Consider the following 15,035-nt stretch of genomic DNA (forward strand, 5'->3'; position numbering starts at 1 on the left):
GTACACGTACTCAGACGCGGCGGCACGCGGAGCGCGGCCGGCGCCACCAGTTCTACGCCGTCCCTGCGCACCGCGGCACCGCCGATCGGGGGGCATGGGGCCGCCTCAGCGGTTCCCGCTGACCCGCCCCCGCAGCAGCAGCGACAGCGCCGAGTGCACGTCGTCCAGCGACCGCTCGCTCTGGAACGACTGCCAGTCCAGCGCGGCCACCAGCACCATGCCCACCATCGCGGCGGCCGTGAGCGGCACGTCGATCTCCGCGCTGAGCTCCCCGCGCTCCACGCCTTCCCGCAGCACCGTCTCCACGACGGCCACCGCCTCCTGGCGGACCACCATCAGCGTGGACTGCCACGCCCGGTTGGTCCGCCACAGCTCGGCGACGTAGAGCTGGGTGAAGGCCGGGTACCGGTCGATGAAGACGAGACCGGCCCGGATCATCGCGTCGAGCGCCTCGACGCGGCTGCCGCCCCGCTGCTCGGTCTCCTCGGCCGCGGCGCGCAGCGAGGCCGTCAGCAGGCCGACGCCGTGCCGCAACAGCTCCTCGAAGAGTTCGTTCTTGCTTGCGAAGTTGTAGTAGACGGTGCCCTTCGCGACGCCCGCCCGCTCGGCGATCTCGTCGACCGTCGTCGCGGAGAAGCCCTGCTCGGCGATGAGCGTGACGGCCGCTTCGTAGAGCTTCTGCCGGGTGGCCTGCCGGCGGCTGCCGCCGGTACCGGTGCTGCTGCTGTCCATGGTGCTGATTCTCACAGGTCAACCGCTCCCTACAGGCTCAGTTCCGGGTGCAGCCGGTCCATCGTCCACACCTGCTTGCCGCGGGCGGCGAGCGAGGTGAGGGCGAGGGAGCCCGCGGTGAAGGCCACCAGGACCCCGCAGCCCACCCAGACCCGGGTGAGGTCGCCGCCGGAGATGAGGCGGCGCAGTCCCTCGACGATGTAGGTCATCGGCAGGTACGGGTGGATCCAGTTGAAGAAGGCGGGGCTGGTCTGGACGGGATACGTGCCGCCCGCCGAGGTCAGCTGCAGCATCAGCACGACGAGGACCAGGATCCGCCCGGCGGCCCCGAACTTCGCGTTGAGCCACTGGACCATCGCGGCGAAGCAGGCGGTGGCCAGCGAGAGGAAACCTATGGCGAGCGCGGGGCGTGCCATCTCCAGGCCGAGGCCCCAGTGCAGTACGGACATCAGCGCGGCCACCTGCAGGACGCCGATGCCCACCACGGGCAGCCAGCCGGCGAAGGCGATCCGCCAGGGCGAGGCGCCGGCGGCCAGGGCCCGCCGGTTCAGCGGTGCGATGAGCATGTAGGCGACCATCGCGCCGACCCAGAGGGAGAGCGGGATGAAGTACGGCGCGAAGCCGGTGCCGTAGTTGGGCGCCTTGTGCAGCGACTGGTTGGCGAGCTTCACCGGGTCGGCCATGACCTGGGTGCGGGCGTCGCGCTGCTGCTGGTCGTAGTCCGGGATCTTGCCGGCGCCGTCGTGCAGGCCGCCGGCGAGCTCGCCGGTGCCGTCGATGAGCTTGTACATGCCGCCGTCGAGGCGGTGGGCTCCGTCGCCGAGCTTGCCGACGCCGTCGCCGAGGGCGCCGGAGCCGTCGGCGGCGGTGCCGAGGCCGGTGTGCAGCCGGGCCATGCCGCTGGCGACCTTGTGGGCGCCGGCGTTGAGGGCATCGACCTTGGCGACGGCCGCGTCGAGGTCGGAGGAGAGTCCGGGGGCGGCCGCGGCGAGTGCGCGGGCCTGCTTTTCGAGGTCGGTCAGCTGCCCGCGGAGCGTACCGAGGTCACCGCCCGAATCCTTGACGAGGGTGTTGACGTCGCCGGCCAGCTGGGCGCCCTCGGCGGCGTCTTCCTTGAGCTTCTTCAGCTGAGGGCAGGTGGCGGGCACCGGCTGGGCGGCGGCGGTGCAGGCCTTGGCGTAGACGTCGGAGGCGGCGGTGGAGACCCGCTGGGTGACGGTGGCGGCGGCCGGGGCCTTCCTGGCGAAGGTCGCGAGGTGGTTGTTGACCACCTTGGCGGTGTCCGCGACGAGGACGGCCGTGTCGGCGATCTGCCGGGGGTCCTTGAGGAACGGGCGGGCCTTGGAGGCGGCGCCGTTGACCTTGTCGGCGAGGGTCTGGGTGCCGTCGGCGATGGTCTTCGACCCGGTCTCCAGCTTGTCGGCGGCCGAGTCGAGCTTCTTCAGCCCGCCGGTGAGCTCGCCGGTCTTCTCCTCCGCCGTGTCCAGACCCTCGGCGAGGTCCTTGGCTCCCTGCTGGGCCTTGCCGGCCCCGTCCTTGAGCTGGTCGGCCCCGTCGGCGGCCTGGGCGGTCTTGTCGTGGAGGTCGGAGAAGGAGAGGAAGATCTTGTCGAGGAAGCCGCGGGAGGCATTGGCGGACGCCGCGGAGCGGACCTCGGAGAAGACGGTGCGCGAGATCGACCCGACGATGTAGTTGTTCGCATCGTTCGTACGGACCTGGAGCGCACCGGTGGCGGGGTCGGCGCCCGCACTGGAGGTGATCTTCGTGCTGAAGTCGGCGGGCATGGTGAGGGAGAGGTAGTACTTCCCCTTTTCCACTCCCTCGGCCGCCTCGTCGGCGCTGACCTCGCGCCAGTCGAAGGTCTTGCTGTCGTGGAGCTTCCCGGCGATCTCACCGCCGGCGTCGATGCGCTTGCCGTCGACAGTGGCGCCCGTGTCCGCGTTGACGAGGGCGACGGGCACCTTGTTCAGGTTCTTGTACGGGTCCCAGAAGGAGCACAGGTACAGCGCGCCGTACAGCAGCGGCAGCAGGAGCAGCGCGATGAGAGCGGCCACGGGCAGCTTCCCCCGCCCGAACCGCTTCAGCTCAAGCGCGGCCAGCTTCGGAGAGCGCATCGTCCGCCCCCTTCGTGTCTTCGGTGTCTTCGGTCGTGCCGGTGTCTTCGGCGGGTCCGGTCTTCTCGCCGGTGCCGGGCGCGGCGGCCGCGGGCTCGGCCTGGGCGGCGCCCGTGCGCAGGACCGTCACGTCGTCCGGCGCCTCGCTGCACACCGCGAGGACGGTGGTCCCGCGGGCCGCGATCGAGCGCAGCAGGGTCCAGGCCTCGGCCCGTTCGGCGTCCGAGAGCTTGAGGTCCAGGTCGTCGAGGGCCAGCAGCCGCGGCGAGCCCAGCAGGGCGATGGCCACGGACAGCCGGATCGCCTCCAGGCGCTCCAGGTCCCGTACGGAGGTGCGCGGACCCTTGGGCAGCGTGGCGAGGTCCAGCCCGGCGGCGGCCAGGGCGTCCTCGATCCGGGTCTCGGCGGTGGCGCGGCGCTCGCCGCGCGGGCGCAGCAGGGCGCGGACGGGTCCCTCGTAGCGGCGCTGGAGCAGTGCGCCCTCGCGCAGCTGCTCGGCGACGGTGAGGGACTGGTCGAGTTCGTTGACCCCGGCGACCGGGCCGAGGGCGGCGATCTTGCGGACCGCGGCCATGTGCCGCGGCAGCCGGTGGCCGGCGATCTCGGCGTGGCCCTCGGTGGCCTTCATGCGTCCGGTGAGGGCGAGGAGCAGGCAGGTCCGGCCGCTGCCGGAGGAGCCTTCGACCGCGATGAGCGAGCCGGGCCGCGCGTCGAGGCCCATTCCCCGGAACACCCAGCCGCGCGGGCCCTTGAGTCCGAAGTTCTCGGCTTTGACGGCCGCACCGTGCGGGCTGTCCACGCCGCCCCCCTTCTTTTGGACTGACTGGTCAGTTCAAAAACTAGCACCTTTGGACCCGCCACATCGGCACAGGGGGGTAGTTGACCGGGAAAAGAGGGCAAATCAGCAGGTCAGAGCGATTGTCAGTGGCGACCGTCACGATGGGGACAGGCACAAACACAGACACAGCAGTACGCAACGACAGGAGGTTCGTCATGGCCACACCGTCCCCGTCCCCTGTCCACCCCGTCCCGCGCAGGTCGGCAGCGCCTCCGGCCGCGCTCGATCTGCTCGCCAAGGCCCGCGCCGGCCTGGCCGAGGCCGCCCGGCTGACCCGGCCCAACGAGCGGTACGCCACCGCCCACCTCGCCGCGCTGCGCACCGCCGCGGCCGTGCTCGCCGCACGCGGGCGGCCCGAGCCGGCCGGCGCGCGGCGCCGGCCCCGGATCCGCAGCGCGTGGGAGGTACTGCCGGAGATAGCGCCGGAGCTGACGGAGTGGAGCGCACTGTTCGCCTCCGGCGCGGAACGCCGGGCGCGGGCCGAGGCGGGGATACGCGACGCGGCGACGGTCCGGGACGCGGACGATCTGGTGCGCGCCGTGGAGATGTTCCTGCGGCTGGTCGAGCGGATGCTCGCCCTCCAGCCGGTCGCGCCGACGCTGCCGCAGCCCCGCCCGGAGCACCCGGAGGCCGCGGACGCGGGCTGAGCTGCCCGGGGTGAGCGGCACGGCATCGCCCAGGCAATAGGGTGGGGCACGTATCTCTCACCCTTGTCGCGCCGAGGAGTCATCAGCCGTGTCGGACACTTCCCGCCCCCGTGCCTCGCTTCGCACCGCCGTGGTGTGGGAGGTCCTCAAGGAGGCCCTCGACCGCCGGGTGAAGGCGACCGGGCGGGATGTGCTGGACGTGCTCGACACCGGCGGCGGCACCGGCAAGTTCGCCGTGCCGGTGGCCCGGCTGGGCCACCGGGTGACCGTGGTCGACCCCAGCCCGAACGCGCTGTTCGGGCTGGAGCGCCGCGTCGCCGAGGCCGGGGTGGCCGACCTGGTCCGCGGGGTACAGGGCGACGCCCAGGGCCTGCTGGACGTCGTCGAGCGCGACGCCTACGACGTGGTGCTCTGCCACGGCGTGCTGGAGTACGTGGACGACCCGGCCGAGGGCGTGGCCAACGCGGTCGCCGCCCTGCGCCCCGGCGGCACGCTCAGCCTGCTGGGCGCGGGCCTCGGCGGGGCCGTGCTGGCCCGCGCGCTCGCCGGCCACTTCACCGAGGCCCGTACGGCGCTCACCGACCCGGCCGGCCGCTGGGGCGCGGGCGACCCGGTGCCTCGCCGCTTCACCGCCGAGCAGCTCGCCGAGCTGGTGGGCGGGGCCGGCCTGGAGGTCGGCGCGGTGCACGGGGTCCGCGTCTTCGCCGACCTCGTCCCCGGCGTCCTGGTCGACACCGAGCCGGGCGCGGTCGAGGCGCTGCTGCGCCTGGAGGAGGCCGCCGCCGAGCTGCCCGCCTTCCACGCGGTCGCCACCCAGCTGCACGTCCTCGGCGAGAAGCCTCCGGCCGGGAAGCACGCCTGATCTGCGGGGTTCCGCTCAGGGAGTACGCCGGACACCCTCCGATCCGGCGGCCGTCCCCGTATGATCGTGGTCAGTGACCGGCATGGTGGACGGGCCGTTGGGGAATAAGCGCCTCACCGACCGCCCACCCGGCGGTACGGTTTTGCGCAAGGTACTGCCCGGGCGACGCCTTTTCCGGTTGCGCCTTCTTCGGGCATTGTTTTGGCACCTTGCGCAAAGGGCGGGTATCACGGGGGCGATTCCCCGCCTATCCTGAAGGGGACCCCTGGTCGCCACCCCCCGCGACCGACGGATGAGGAGGACTCCCGTGCCGCTCTCGGAGCACGAGCAGCGAATGCTCGAGCAGATGGAGCGAGCGCTGTACGCCGAAGATCCCAAGTTCGCGACAGCGCTTGAGGGAAGCGGACTGCGTACGTACACCCGGCGACGGGTCTACCAGGCAGTCGCAGGCATTGTGGTGGGTATCGCGCTCCTCATGACCGGTGTGATCATTCCGAACGTACTCTGGGTCAGCGTGGTGGGATTCCTCGTCATGCTGGGTTGTACGGTCCTCGTGGTCACCGGTTGGCGCAAGGCACCCAAGCCCGGCGAGCAGCCCGTCTCCGGCAGTACAGGCGGTTCGGCCCACGGCCGCAGCCGACAGCGTCGGTCGATGATGACCCGCATCGAGGAGCGGTGGCAGCGCCGCCGCGACGAACAGGGGCAGTAGCCCCCCGCATACACGGGTGAGGGGACGGTCGCCGTACGGCGGCCGTCCCCTCACGTCTCTGTTCTGCCGATCCCCCCTCCCCGGTCCGCCCGTCCTGCGGCATGATGGGCCGGTGAGTGTGCTCCCCCTGGTCTTCACCAGCGGCTGGGCCAGCGGGATCAACGCGTACGCCGTGGTCCTCCTGCTCGGCGTCCTCGGCACGACCGGACTGACCGACGAGGTCCCCGCGTCCCTCCAGCGCACCGACGTGCTGATCGTCGCCGCGGTGCTGTTCCTCTGCGAGGCCGTCGCCGACAAGATCCCGTATGTGGACTCGGTCTGGGACACGGTGCACACCGTGATCCGCCCGGTGTCCGGGGCCGTGGTCGGCGCACTGCTGGCCGGCCAGAGCGGCTCGCTCTCCGACATCGCCGCCGGCGCGATCGGCGGCTCCACCGCGCTGGCCAGCCATTTCGTCAAAGCCGGCACCCGCATGGCCGTCAACACCTCGCCGGAGCCGTTCAGCAACATCGCGCTGAGCACCGCCGAGGACCTGGGCGTGGCCGGCATCGTCGTCTTCGCCGTCTTCCACCCCGCGGCCGCCGCGATCATCGCGGCCCTCCTGCTCGCCTCCGGTCTGGCCGTACTCGTGTTCCTCTGGACCCGGATCCGCCGCTTCCTGCGCCGCCGGGCCCAGCGCCGCCAGGAGAAGAGGGTCGCCGCAGGGGACCGGCAGGCGGCCGGAGCGGCCGCGGTGCCACCCCGCTGACCTCGCCCGTTCCCGCTCGATAGGGTCATCGGCATGGCACGAATTGCGGTGATCGGCGCCGGCATGGGCGCGATGGCTACGGCGGCCCGGCTGGCCGTGGCGGGGCACCAGGTGACGGTGTACGAGCGCGGGCCCACGTACGGCGGCTCCGTCGGCCGGTACGCACGCGACGGCTTCGCGTTCGACACCGGGCCCGGTCTGCTGCACCTGCCCGCCGTCTACCGCGACCTGTTCGTCAAGACCGGCAAGCGGCCCCTGGAGGACTGCGTCGAGCTGGTCCAGGCCGACCCGGCCGTGCGGCACGTCCTCGCCGACGGCACCACCGTCACCCTCCCCGGCGGCTCCCGCGGCGGCGCCGCCGCCGTCCTCGACCAGGCCTTCGGCGCAGGGGCCGGCGACCGCTGGAACGAGGTCCTGGGCCGGGCCCGGGATGCCTGGAACGCCACCCGCCGCCCCCTGCTGGAGGAGCCGCTGCGCCCCGACTGGCAGGTGCTGGGCGGCGATCCGTACCCCGCGGTGCGCAAGAGCGGCCTGCTGCGCCGCCGCCCGCCAACCCTCGCCGAGGTGGCCGGGCGCGAGCTGGGCGGGCAGCTCGGCGAGCTGCTGGCCGCCCGGGTGCGGGCGTACGGGCTCGACCCGGCGACCGCACCCGCCTCGGCGGCCGTCCTGCCGTACATGGAGCAGACCTTCGGCAGCTGGTACGTGCGCGGCGGGATGCGGGAGCTGGCCACCGCCGTGTACGAGCGCTGCCGGGAGCGAAAGGTCTCCTTCGTCTTCGACTCACCGGTGCGGGAGGTCCTGGAACGGGACGGCCGGGCGGCCGGGCTGCTGCTCGCCGACGGCTCCGAGGCCGCCGCCGACCTCGTGGTCTGCGGGGTCGACCCGCGGCAGCTGCGGGCCCCGCTGCCGGCCGGCGGCGCCCCGGCCCGCGGGCCGGGGGTGGCCGGCCGGCTCACCCTGCTGCTCGCGCTGCGCGGCGCCCGTCCCGCGGACGCCGTCCACCGCACCCTGGTGCACTCCCCGGGCGCCCAGCTGACCGTGCTGCGCCCCGACGACCCCGCCGTCCGGCCCGACGCGGACCACGAGGCGGTCACCGTGAGCGCCCTCTGCGGCCCCGGGGGCTCCGCTGCGCCCCGCGCGGAGGAGCTGCTGGACCTGGCCGCCCGGGCCGTGCCCGGACTGCGCGAGCGGCTGCTGTGGACACAGTCGCGTACGCCCGCGGACATCGAGGCGGACACCGGCGCGCTGGGCGGCGCGGTGCCCCCGCCCGCGCTCGCCGGAGCCGGCGGCCGGATGCTCTACCCCGCCAACACGACCGCCCTGCCGGGGCTGTTCCTCGCGGGCGGCTGGGCGCACCCCGGCGGCGGGCTGGCGCACGCCGGGATGACCGGGGCCCTGGTGGCCGGACTGATCGTGGAGGGCGCGGAGTTCCGCGGCTCCCGGTGAGGGGGCGCCCCCGGTGAACGGACCCGGGGGAGACCGGCCTCAGTAGCGGTACTGCTCGTACTCGCCGGAGCCCTGGTACGGGTACTGCTGGGGCTGCTGCTGCGGGTACGGGGGCTGGTCGTCACCCGGGTAGGGCGCGGCCCCTTCGGTGGACCGCTGCTGCGGCACCCACACCCCGCCGGGCGGGGTGTCCATGGAGTACTGCTGCTGCCCGCCCGCGCTGACGTACGGGTCGGCGGCGGAGTAGCCGGCGTACGGCGTGTAGTCGTACGGCTGTTGCGGGATGACGGCGCCGCCGGTGCCGATGTACGGGTCCGAATAGGCGGCGTAGACCTGCTGGTCGCCGCCCGCCGGATAGCCCGCGGAGTAGTCGTAGCCGCCCTGGGGCTGCTGGTCGTAGCCCTGGGCTCCGTAGTAGGAGGCGTACTGGTGGGCGTCCTGCTCGGCCGTGGACGGCGGGGCGAATGCCGCCGTCTGCCCCGCGTCGGCGGTGGGGGCGAAGCTCTGTATCCCGTACGACCCGGTGTCCTCGGGCAGCGGCTCCGGGCTGTAGAACTCCTCGGTCGCGGCGTGGAACCGGGGCTCCGGCTGCTCCTCGCCGGACGCGCCGGCCCCGTCACGGTCGGTCGCCCCGTCGGACTCGTACTCCAGCGCGGTCACTTCCAGCGCGGGCTCGGGGCGCGGACCGCCCGCCCGGCGGCGCCGGGTCTGGCGTACGGGCTTGCCGCCCTTGCGCAGCGCCCAGCCGGCCTCGAAGCCCTTGCGGAAGGAGAGAGTCACCAGGGTCTGGCCGAGGGCGAACGCGGCCGCACCGGCGCCGATGACCGGCACCGACGGCAGCACCACCCCGGCGACCACGCCCAGGAACCCGGCGAACGCGAGCAGGCGCCAGCGCAGCCGGGCCTTGTACTGCATCAGGACCTCGGCAAGCAGCCACAGCGCGACGAAACCGAACGCGATGTAGAGGACCGTCATTCCCATGCGTGGCACCCCTCGGTACGGCCGCCCCGGGAACGGCCGATCAGGCCCGCTGGTGCAGGCCCAGGTTCTCGTAGATCTCGAGAGTCGCCGTGGAATTGTTCAGCGTGATGAAGTGCAGCCCCGGGACACCCTCGGACAGCAGCCGCGCGCAGAACTCCGTTGCGAACTCGATCCCAATGGAGCGTACAGCGGCCGGATCGTCCTTGACCGCGAGCATGCGCTCTTTCACGGCTGCGGGGAAGACTGCGTTGCTGAGTTGTGGCAGCCGGTCGAGCTGCTTGATGCCCACAACAGGCATGACCTCGGGGATGATCGGGGTCTCGCAGCCCGCCTTCTCGGCACTGTCGCGCAGCCGCAGATAATTCTCCGGATCGAAGAACATCTGGGTGATCGCATAGTCGGCACCGGCACGGCACTTGTCCACGAAGTGACGGATGTCCGTGTCCCAGTCGTCCGAGCGCGGGTGCATTTCGGGGAAAGCCGCGACGCCCACGCAGAAGTCGCCGGATTCCTTGAGCAGCCGGACCAGGTCGGCGGCGTAGTGCACGCCTTCGGGGTGCGCCACCCACGGACCCATGGGGTCGCCCGGCGGGTCGCCGCGCACGGCGAGCATGTTGCGGATGCCGGCGTCGGCGAACTGGCCGATCACATGGCGCAGCTCGGCGACGGAGTGGTCGACGGCGGTGAGGTGCGCGACGGGGGTCAGGGTGGTGTCGGCGGCGATCTCCTGGGTGGCCTTGACGGTGCCGCCGCGGGTGGAGCCGCCGGCCCCGTAGGTCACGGAGACGAAACTCGGGCCCACCGCCTCGATCCGGCGCAGCGCGTTCCAGAGGTTGCGCTCGCCCTTCTCCGTCTTGGGGGCCCAGAACTCGAAGGAGTACGACGGGCTCCCGGACGCCATCAGGTCGCGGACCGTGCGTGCACGGTCCGTACGGGTGGAAGCGGTACCAAGGGCCATACGGGCAGGTTAGACGTGCCTTCGCGGACACCGAAGCCGTGTCCGTCTTTTGGACACGTTTCTGGACACCTATGCGGAGACGCGCTCGTGGACCCGCTTGGCCAGGTCGGCGGCGGCCGCGCCGGGGTCGGAGGCCTCGGTCAGGGCACGGACGACCACGATGCGGGTGGCTCCGGCGTCGAGGACCTCGTCGAGGTTGCCGGCGTCGATGCCGCCGATGGCGAACCAGGGGCGGGCTGGGGCCAGCGAGGCCGCGTACCGGACCAGCCCGAGGCCGGGGGCGTACCGTCCGGGCTTGGTGGGGGTGGGCCAGCACGGGCCGGTGCAGAAGTAGTCCACGCCGGGCTCGGCGACGGCGGCGTCGACCTCGGACTCGGCGTGGCAGGACCGGCCGATCAGGACTCCCCCGCCCAGGATCGCGCGGGCGGCGGGGACCGGGATGTCGCCCTGGCCCAGGTGCAGGACGTCGGAGCCGATGGCGTGGGCGACGTCGGCGCGGTCGTTCACCGCGAGGAGCCTGCCGTGCCGGCGGGCAGCTTCGGCGAACACCTGGAGGTGTTCGAGCTCCTCGCCGGCCTCCATGCCCTTGTCCCGGAGCTGGACGATGTCCACACCGCCGGCCAGGACCGCATCGAGGAACTCGGGGAGGTCCCCCTGCCGCTTGCGTGCGTCCGTGCACAGGTAGAGCCGGGCGTCGGACAGCTGGGCGTTCGCGGACATGGGTACCCCCGTGGTGGGAGCGGTGCGCGGGCCGTCCAGGGTCCGCGCACCGCGGATGGGTCAGGCGGCTCGGGTCAGAGGGCGAGCGCCTGAGCGCGGCGCTTCACCTCCGTGCCGCGATTCTCGCTCAGCGCCTGGACGGGCGTGCCGGGCAGGGTCGGGTCGGCGGTGAAGAGCCACTCCAGCATCTCCTCGTCGGAGAAACCGTCGTCGCGGAGCACGGTCAGCAGGCCTGCGAGGCCCTTGACGACCTTGTCGCCGTCGATGAAGGGGGCGGGCACCTGCAGCGCGCGGTTCTCGCCGCGGCGTACGGCGATCAGCTGACCTTCCTTGACCAGCTGGCGGACCCGGGTCACTTCGATGTCGAGCATCTCCGCGATGTCGGGGAGGTAGAGCCAGGCGGGAACAAGGGCATCGATCTTTGCGTCAATCTCGGTCACGGACACAAGCCTGCCATCTCGGACTGACCGCCGGTACCCGAGCCGACCCGTCCGGGTCCCGGCGGCCCCACCACACCCGGCGCGCAGGCCCTAGACCAGCGCCGATTTCAGGGGCGTGGCGGGATCGGCGACCTTGGCCGGGTCCACGGGCGCGGCCGTCTCGATCAGCTTCCGCCCCTGCGCCAGGTCCCGCGGCCGCCCCACCGCCAGGACCGCGACCAGCACACCGGCCCGCAGCCAGCACACCGACCACGCCGCCTCGGCCGGATCCCCGCGCCACTTCAGCTCGTCCGCCTCGGCGTGGTGCCCGGCGTACTGCACGAAGCGCCCGAACTGCTCCGACCAGAAGTACGGCACCGGGTCGTAGACCTGGGCCGGAGCCCCCGCAAGGATGTTCGCCGCGACCACCCGCGGCCCCTGGAGGGCGTTGTCCCAGTGGTGCACCAGCAGCCGCGCCCCGTAGCGCCCCGACGGGAACGACGCGCAGTCGCCGACCGCGTACACCCCGGGCAGGGAGGTCCGCAGGTACGCGTCCGCCATGACCGAGCCGTCCGGGCCGAGCTCGACCCCCGAGTCCGCCAGCCACCGGGTTGCCGGCCGGGCTCCGATGCCCACGACCACCGCGCCCGCCGGCAGCTCCCGCCCGTCCGCGAGCAGGACCCGCCCGGAGTCCACCGAGGCCACCTTGGCCCCGGTCAGCAGGGCCGCCCCCGCCTCCTCGTACCACCGGGCCATGGGCGCCGCGACCTCCGCCGGCAGTGCCCCGGCCAGCACCCGGTCCGCCGCCTCGACCACCGTCACCGCGCAGCCCGCCTCGCGCGCGGCGGTGGCGAACTCGGCGCCGATCCAGCCCGCCCCGACGACCACGGTCGCCGGCGCCTGGGCCAGCACCGGCCGCAGCCGGGCCGCGTCGTCCAGGGTGCGCAGCAGGTGCACGCCCGGGACGCCCTCGGACCCTGGCAGCGTCAGTGGTTCGGCGCCGGTGGCCAGCACGAGCACCTCGTACGGGACCGGCCCCGCCTCGGTGTCCAGCTCGCGCTCGGCGGCCCGCAGCCCGGTGACCTCCACACCGAGCCGGAGCTCGATGCCCAGCCCCTCGAAGTCCACGTCGAAGGCGGAGTTCTCGGCCTCGCCGAGCAGCACCGCCTTGGACAGCGGGGGCCGGTCGTAGGGCTGGTGGGGCTCGGCCCCCAGCAGGGTCACGGGGCCCCTCCAGCCCTGCTCCCGAAGGGCGACCGCGGTCTGCACCCCGGCCATTCCGGCGCCGACGATGACGACGCCGCTCTGAGTCTGTTCCGTCTGATCGCTCACACCGCCCAGCCTAGCGATCTGACGCACAGTCAGGACCGGCGGCTCGGGGAGGCAGCCTTACCCGGCCCCGGCGCCGGGGTTAGTCTGGCCGTCGTACCTATCGCGGGAGTCCGGGCGCACCGGGCTGAGAGGGAGGCTGAGCGGCCTCCGACCGTACGAACCTGATCCGGGTCATGCCGGCGAAGGGAGGGGCTGGACGCCCATGCACTCATCTCTGAAGGGATCCGACCGGGGATCCGACGTCCTCGTCATCGGGGGCGGGATCATCGGGCTGGTGACCGCCTGGCGGGCGGCCCGGCGCGGGCTGCGGACCGTGCTCGCCGATCCGGCGCCCGGCGGCGGCGCCGCGCAGGTCGCGGCCGGCATGCTCGCCGCCGTCACCGAACTGCACTACGGCGAGGAGACCCTGCTGGGCCTCAACCTCGCCTCCGCCGCCCGCTACCCCGAGTTCGCCGCGGAGCTGGCCGACGCCAGCGGCGGGATGGACATCGGCTACCGCGCCTGCGGCACGCTCGCCGTGGCCCTGGACGCCGACGACCGGCTGCACCTGCGCGAGCTGCACGCCCTCCAGCGCCGCTGCGGCCTGGAGTCCGAATGGCTCACCGGCCGCGAGTGCCGCCGCCTGGAGCCGATGCTGGCCCCGGGCGTACGCGGCGGGCTGCGCGTGGACGGCGACCACCAGGTCGATCCGCGCCGGCTGGCGGCCGCGCTGCTGGCCGCCTGCGAGGAGGCCGGCGTGCAGATCCGCCGGGCGAGTGCCGAGCTGCTCCTCACCACCGCCGACCGGGCCGTCGGCGTACGGCTCGACGACGGTACGGAGCTGCACGCGGACCAGGTGGTCCTGGCCGCGGGCTCGCTCAGCGGCCGGCTGGCCGGCGTACCGGCGGAGGTCCTCCCTCCCGTACGCCCGGTGAAGGGGCAGGTGCTGCGGCTCGCGGTGCCGCCGGCGTACGCGCCGTTCCTGTCGCGGACGGTACGGGCGGTGGTCCGCGGCAGCCACGTGTACCTGGTGCCGCGCGAGAACGGCGAGCTGGTCATCGGCGCCACCAGCGAGGAACTCGGCTGGGACACGACGGTCACCGCGGGCGGGGTGTACGAGCTCCTGCGCGACGCCCACGAGTTGGTGCCCGGCATCACCGAACTGCCGCTTGCCGAGACCCGGGCCGGGCTGCGGCCCGGCTCCCCGGACAACGCCCCGCTGCTCGGCCCGACCGACCTGCCCGGCCTGCACCTGGCCACCGGGCACTACCGCAACGGGGTGCTGCTGACCCCGCTCACCGGCGAGGTGATGGCGGAGCTGCTGACCACCGGCTCACTGCCGGAGATCGCCCGCCCGTTCACCCCGCGCCGTTTCAGCGCCGCACGTCAGGAGTCGTACGCGTGACCATCTCCGTCAACGGCGAGCCGCGCGAGGTCGCGGCCGGCACCACCCTCGACGCGGTGGTCGCCACCCTGACCGCGGCCCCGTCCGGCGTCGCGGCCGCACTGAACGAGACCGTGGTCCCGCGCGGGCAGTGGCCGCTCACGCCGGTGGGCGAGGGCGACCGGGTCGAGATCCTCACCGCCGTGCAGGGAGGCTGAACGCGATGGCGGACGACGCTTTCGTGCTGGGCGGCCGGACCTTCTCGTCCCGCCTGATCATGGGGACGGGCGGGGCGCCCAGCCTGGACATCCTGGAACGGGCGCTGATCGCGTCCGGTACGGAGCTCACGACGGTGGCGATGCGCCGGCTGGACCCGACGGTCCAGGGCTCCGTCCTGTCGGTGCTGACCCGGCTCGGGATCGCGGTCCTGCCGAACACGGCGGGCTGCTTCACGGCGGGCGAGGCGGTGCTGACGGCACGCCTCGCCCGGGAGGCGCTGGGCACGGACTGGGTCAAGCTGGAGGTCGTGGCCGACGAGCGGACCCTGCTGCCGGACGGGGTGGAGCTGCTGGACGCGGCGGAGACCCTGGTCGACGAGGGCTTCACCGTGCTGCCGTACACCAACGACGACCCGGTACTGGCCCGCAAGCTGGAGGACGCGGGCTGCGCGGCGATCATGCCGCTGGGGTCGCCGATCGGCTCGGGGATGGGCATCCGCAACCCGCACAACTTCGAGCTGATCACGGAGCGGGCCGGCGTGCCGGTGATCCTGGACGCGGGGGCGGGCACCGCGTCGGACGCGGCGCTGGCGATGGAGCTGGGGTGCTCCGCGGTCATGCTGGCCTCGGCGGTGACCCGCGCCCAGTCGCCGGTCCTCATGGCGACGGCCATGCGCGATGCCGTGTCGGCGGGGCGACTGGCCTTCCGGGCGGGCCGCATCCCGCAGCGCCGCTTCGCGGAGGCCTCGTCCCCCGCGGAGGGCCGCGCCGCCCTCGACCCGGAACGCCCGGCGTTCTGACCGCGTCGGCCGCCGCGTGCGGCCGACGCGGGGCGGGGCTCCTCCCCCGCCCCTTCCCGAACCCGGGCTCCGCCCGGACCTGGTCCTCGGACGCCGGGGATGCGGGGGGTGGGGGGGCCGGCCAGATCGGAAGAGCGTCCTGGAGGGA

Annotated in this window: 16 protein-coding genes and 1 riboswitch; of the genes, 8 read left to right on the forward strand and 8 right to left on the reverse strand. The window is 73.5% G+C overall.

The features are described 5' to 3' along the window. Positions 1 to 105 precede the first annotated feature (105 nt). Genes ABTY04_RS22250 through ABTY04_RS22260 form a run of 3 tightly spaced genes read right to left on the reverse strand, consistent with a single transcriptional unit; the run spans position 106 to position 3,645 of the window. Positions 106 to 732 (reverse strand): TetR/AcrR family transcriptional regulator, encoded by a 627-nt coding sequence (locus ABTY04_RS22250; RefSeq protein WP_352215104.1) that lies wholly within the window; start codon positions 730 to 732, stop codon positions 106 to 108. Between the two features lie 29 nt (positions 733 to 761). Further along, entirely contained in the window at positions 762 to 2,846 is a 2,085-nt protein-coding gene (locus ABTY04_RS22255; RefSeq protein WP_352215105.1) for a YhgE/Pip family protein, read from the reverse strand. Next, a complete protein-coding gene (locus tag ABTY04_RS22260; RefSeq protein ID WP_352215106.1) occupies positions 2,818 to 3,645 on the reverse strand; it encodes an ATP-binding cassette domain-containing protein in 828 nt (275 codons plus the stop codon). The genes ABTY04_RS22255 and ABTY04_RS22260 overlap by 29 nt, the downstream gene beginning before the upstream one ends. A 194-nt stretch (positions 3,646 to 3,839) precedes the next feature. Between ABTY04_RS22260 and ABTY04_RS22265 the strand changes: the two genes are divergently transcribed. The 5 genes from ABTY04_RS22265 to ABTY04_RS22285 all read left to right on the forward strand — a co-directional run bounded on the left by ABTY04_RS22265 (position 3,840) and on the right by ABTY04_RS22285 (position 8,096). Next, positions 3,840 to 4,331, forward strand: coding sequence for an SAV_6107 family HEPN domain-containing protein (locus ABTY04_RS22265; protein ID WP_352215107.1), 492 nt, complete (start codon positions 3,840 to 3,842; stop codon positions 4,329 to 4,331). A gap of 88 nt (positions 4,332 to 4,419) precedes the next feature. Further along, positions 4,420 to 5,193, forward strand: coding sequence for a class I SAM-dependent methyltransferase (locus ABTY04_RS22270; RefSeq protein WP_352215108.1), 774 nt, complete (start codon positions 4,420 to 4,422; stop codon positions 5,191 to 5,193). A gap of 307 nt (positions 5,194 to 5,500) precedes the next feature. Beyond that, positions 5,501 to 5,902: an SCO2097 family morphological protein gene (locus ABTY04_RS22275; protein WP_352215109.1), complete on the forward strand. Its 402-nt coding sequence runs from the start codon at positions 5,501 to 5,503 to the stop codon at positions 5,900 to 5,902. Positions 5,903 to 6,014: 112 nt separating this feature from the next. Beyond that, positions 6,015 to 6,650: a DUF4126 domain-containing protein gene (locus ABTY04_RS22280; RefSeq protein ID WP_352215110.1), complete on the forward strand. Its 636-nt coding sequence runs from the start codon at positions 6,015 to 6,017 to the stop codon at positions 6,648 to 6,650. A gap of 33 nt (positions 6,651 to 6,683) precedes the next feature. Beyond that, positions 6,684 to 8,096: a phytoene desaturase family protein gene (locus ABTY04_RS22285; protein ID WP_352215111.1), complete on the forward strand. Its 1,413-nt coding sequence runs from the start codon at positions 6,684 to 6,686 to the stop codon at positions 8,094 to 8,096. A gap of 39 nt (positions 8,097 to 8,135) precedes the next feature. On the opposite strand, the gene ABTY04_RS22290 is transcribed toward ABTY04_RS22285, so the two are convergent. The 5 genes from ABTY04_RS22290 to ABTY04_RS22310 all read right to left on the reverse strand — a co-directional run bounded on the left by ABTY04_RS22290 (position 8,136) and on the right by ABTY04_RS22310 (position 12,506). Then, on the reverse strand, positions 8,136 to 9,077 hold the full coding sequence (locus ABTY04_RS22290; protein WP_352215112.1) for a hypothetical protein: 942 nt from the start codon (positions 9,075 to 9,077) through the stop codon (positions 8,136 to 8,138). Between the two features lie 40 nt (positions 9,078 to 9,117). Continuing rightward, complete coding sequence (gene metF / locus ABTY04_RS22295; protein ID WP_352215113.1) at positions 9,118 to 10,035, reverse strand: methylenetetrahydrofolate reductase [NAD(P)H]; 918 nt, start codon at positions 10,033 to 10,035, stop codon at positions 9,118 to 9,120. 69 nt (positions 10,036 to 10,104) lie between these two features. After that, a complete protein-coding gene (gene thiE, locus ABTY04_RS22300; RefSeq protein ID WP_352215114.1) occupies positions 10,105 to 10,755 on the reverse strand; it encodes a thiamine phosphate synthase in 651 nt (216 codons plus the stop codon). Positions 10,756 to 10,829: 74 nt separating this feature from the next. After that, on the reverse strand, positions 10,830 to 11,195 hold the full coding sequence (locus ABTY04_RS22305; RefSeq protein ID WP_352215115.1) for an Rv2175c family DNA-binding protein: 366 nt from the start codon (positions 11,193 to 11,195) through the stop codon (positions 10,830 to 10,832). A 90-nt stretch (positions 11,196 to 11,285) separates the two neighbouring features. Then, positions 11,286 to 12,506, reverse strand: a complete 1,221-nt coding sequence (locus ABTY04_RS22310) for an NAD(P)/FAD-dependent oxidoreductase (protein ID WP_352215116.1) — start codon at positions 12,504 to 12,506, stop codon at positions 11,286 to 11,288. 92 nt (positions 12,507 to 12,598) lie between these two features. Beyond that, positions 12,599 to 12,711: riboswitch (TPP riboswitch) on the forward strand. Here ABTY04_RS22310 and thiO point away from each other — a divergent pair. The 3 genes from thiO to ABTY04_RS22325 all read left to right on the forward strand — a co-directional run bounded on the left by thiO (position 12,709) and on the right by ABTY04_RS22325 (position 14,887). Beyond that, the gene (gene thiO, locus ABTY04_RS22315; RefSeq protein WP_352215117.1) at positions 12,709 to 13,890 is read left to right on the forward strand and encodes a glycine oxidase ThiO; all 1,182 of its coding nucleotides are present in this window, start codon (positions 12,709 to 12,711) and stop codon (positions 13,888 to 13,890) included. It overlaps the preceding riboswitch by 3 nt. Continuing rightward, positions 13,887 to 14,087: a sulfur carrier protein ThiS gene (gene thiS / locus ABTY04_RS22320; RefSeq protein WP_352215118.1), complete on the forward strand. Its 201-nt coding sequence runs from the start codon at positions 13,887 to 13,889 to the stop codon at positions 14,085 to 14,087. Before thiO ends, thiS begins: the two co-directional genes overlap by 4 nt. A 5-nt stretch (positions 14,088 to 14,092) precedes the next feature. Further along, positions 14,093 to 14,887, forward strand: a complete 795-nt coding sequence (locus ABTY04_RS22325) for a thiazole synthase (protein ID WP_352215119.1) — start codon at positions 14,093 to 14,095, stop codon at positions 14,885 to 14,887. Positions 14,888 to 15,035 lie beyond the last annotated feature (148 nt).

This window comes from Streptomyces sp. NPDC097981 (assembly GCF_040302565.1).
In the GTDB taxonomy this organism is placed as follows: Bacteria; Actinomycetota; Actinomycetes; order Streptomycetales; family Streptomycetaceae; genus Streptomyces.

Excerpts from the sequence above, each read along its gene's own strand:
- thiO (WP_352215117.1), top strand. The coding sequence starts at position 12,709 with ATGCACTCATCTCTGAAGGGATCCGACCGGGGATCCGACGTCCTCGTC.
- ABTY04_RS22325 (WP_352215119.1), top strand. The coding sequence starts at position 14,093 with ATGGCGGACGACGCTTTCGTGCTGGGCGGCCGGACCTTCTCGTCCCGC.
- ABTY04_RS22285 (WP_352215111.1), top strand. The coding sequence starts at position 6,684 with ATGGCACGAATTGCGGTGATCGGCGCCGGCATGGGCGCGATGGCTACG.
- ABTY04_RS22290 (WP_352215112.1), bottom strand. The coding sequence starts at position 9,077 with ATGGGAATGACGGTCCTCTACATCGCGTTCGGTTTCGTCGCGCTGTGG.
- metF (WP_352215113.1), bottom strand. The coding sequence starts at position 10,035 with ATGGCCCTTGGTACCGCTTCCACCCGTACGGACCGTGCACGCACGGTC.
- ABTY04_RS22250 (WP_352215104.1), bottom strand. The coding sequence starts at position 732 with ATGGACAGCAGCAGCACCGGTACCGGCGGCAGCCGCCGGCAGGCCACC.
- ABTY04_RS22255 (WP_352215105.1), bottom strand. The coding sequence starts at position 2,846 with ATGCGCTCTCCGAAGCTGGCCGCGCTTGAGCTGAAGCGGTTCGGGCGG.
- ABTY04_RS22265 (WP_352215107.1), top strand. The coding sequence starts at position 3,840 with ATGGCCACACCGTCCCCGTCCCCTGTCCACCCCGTCCCGCGCAGGTCG.
- thiE (WP_352215114.1), bottom strand. The coding sequence starts at position 10,755 with ATGTCCGCGAACGCCCAGCTGTCCGACGCCCGGCTCTACCTGTGCACG.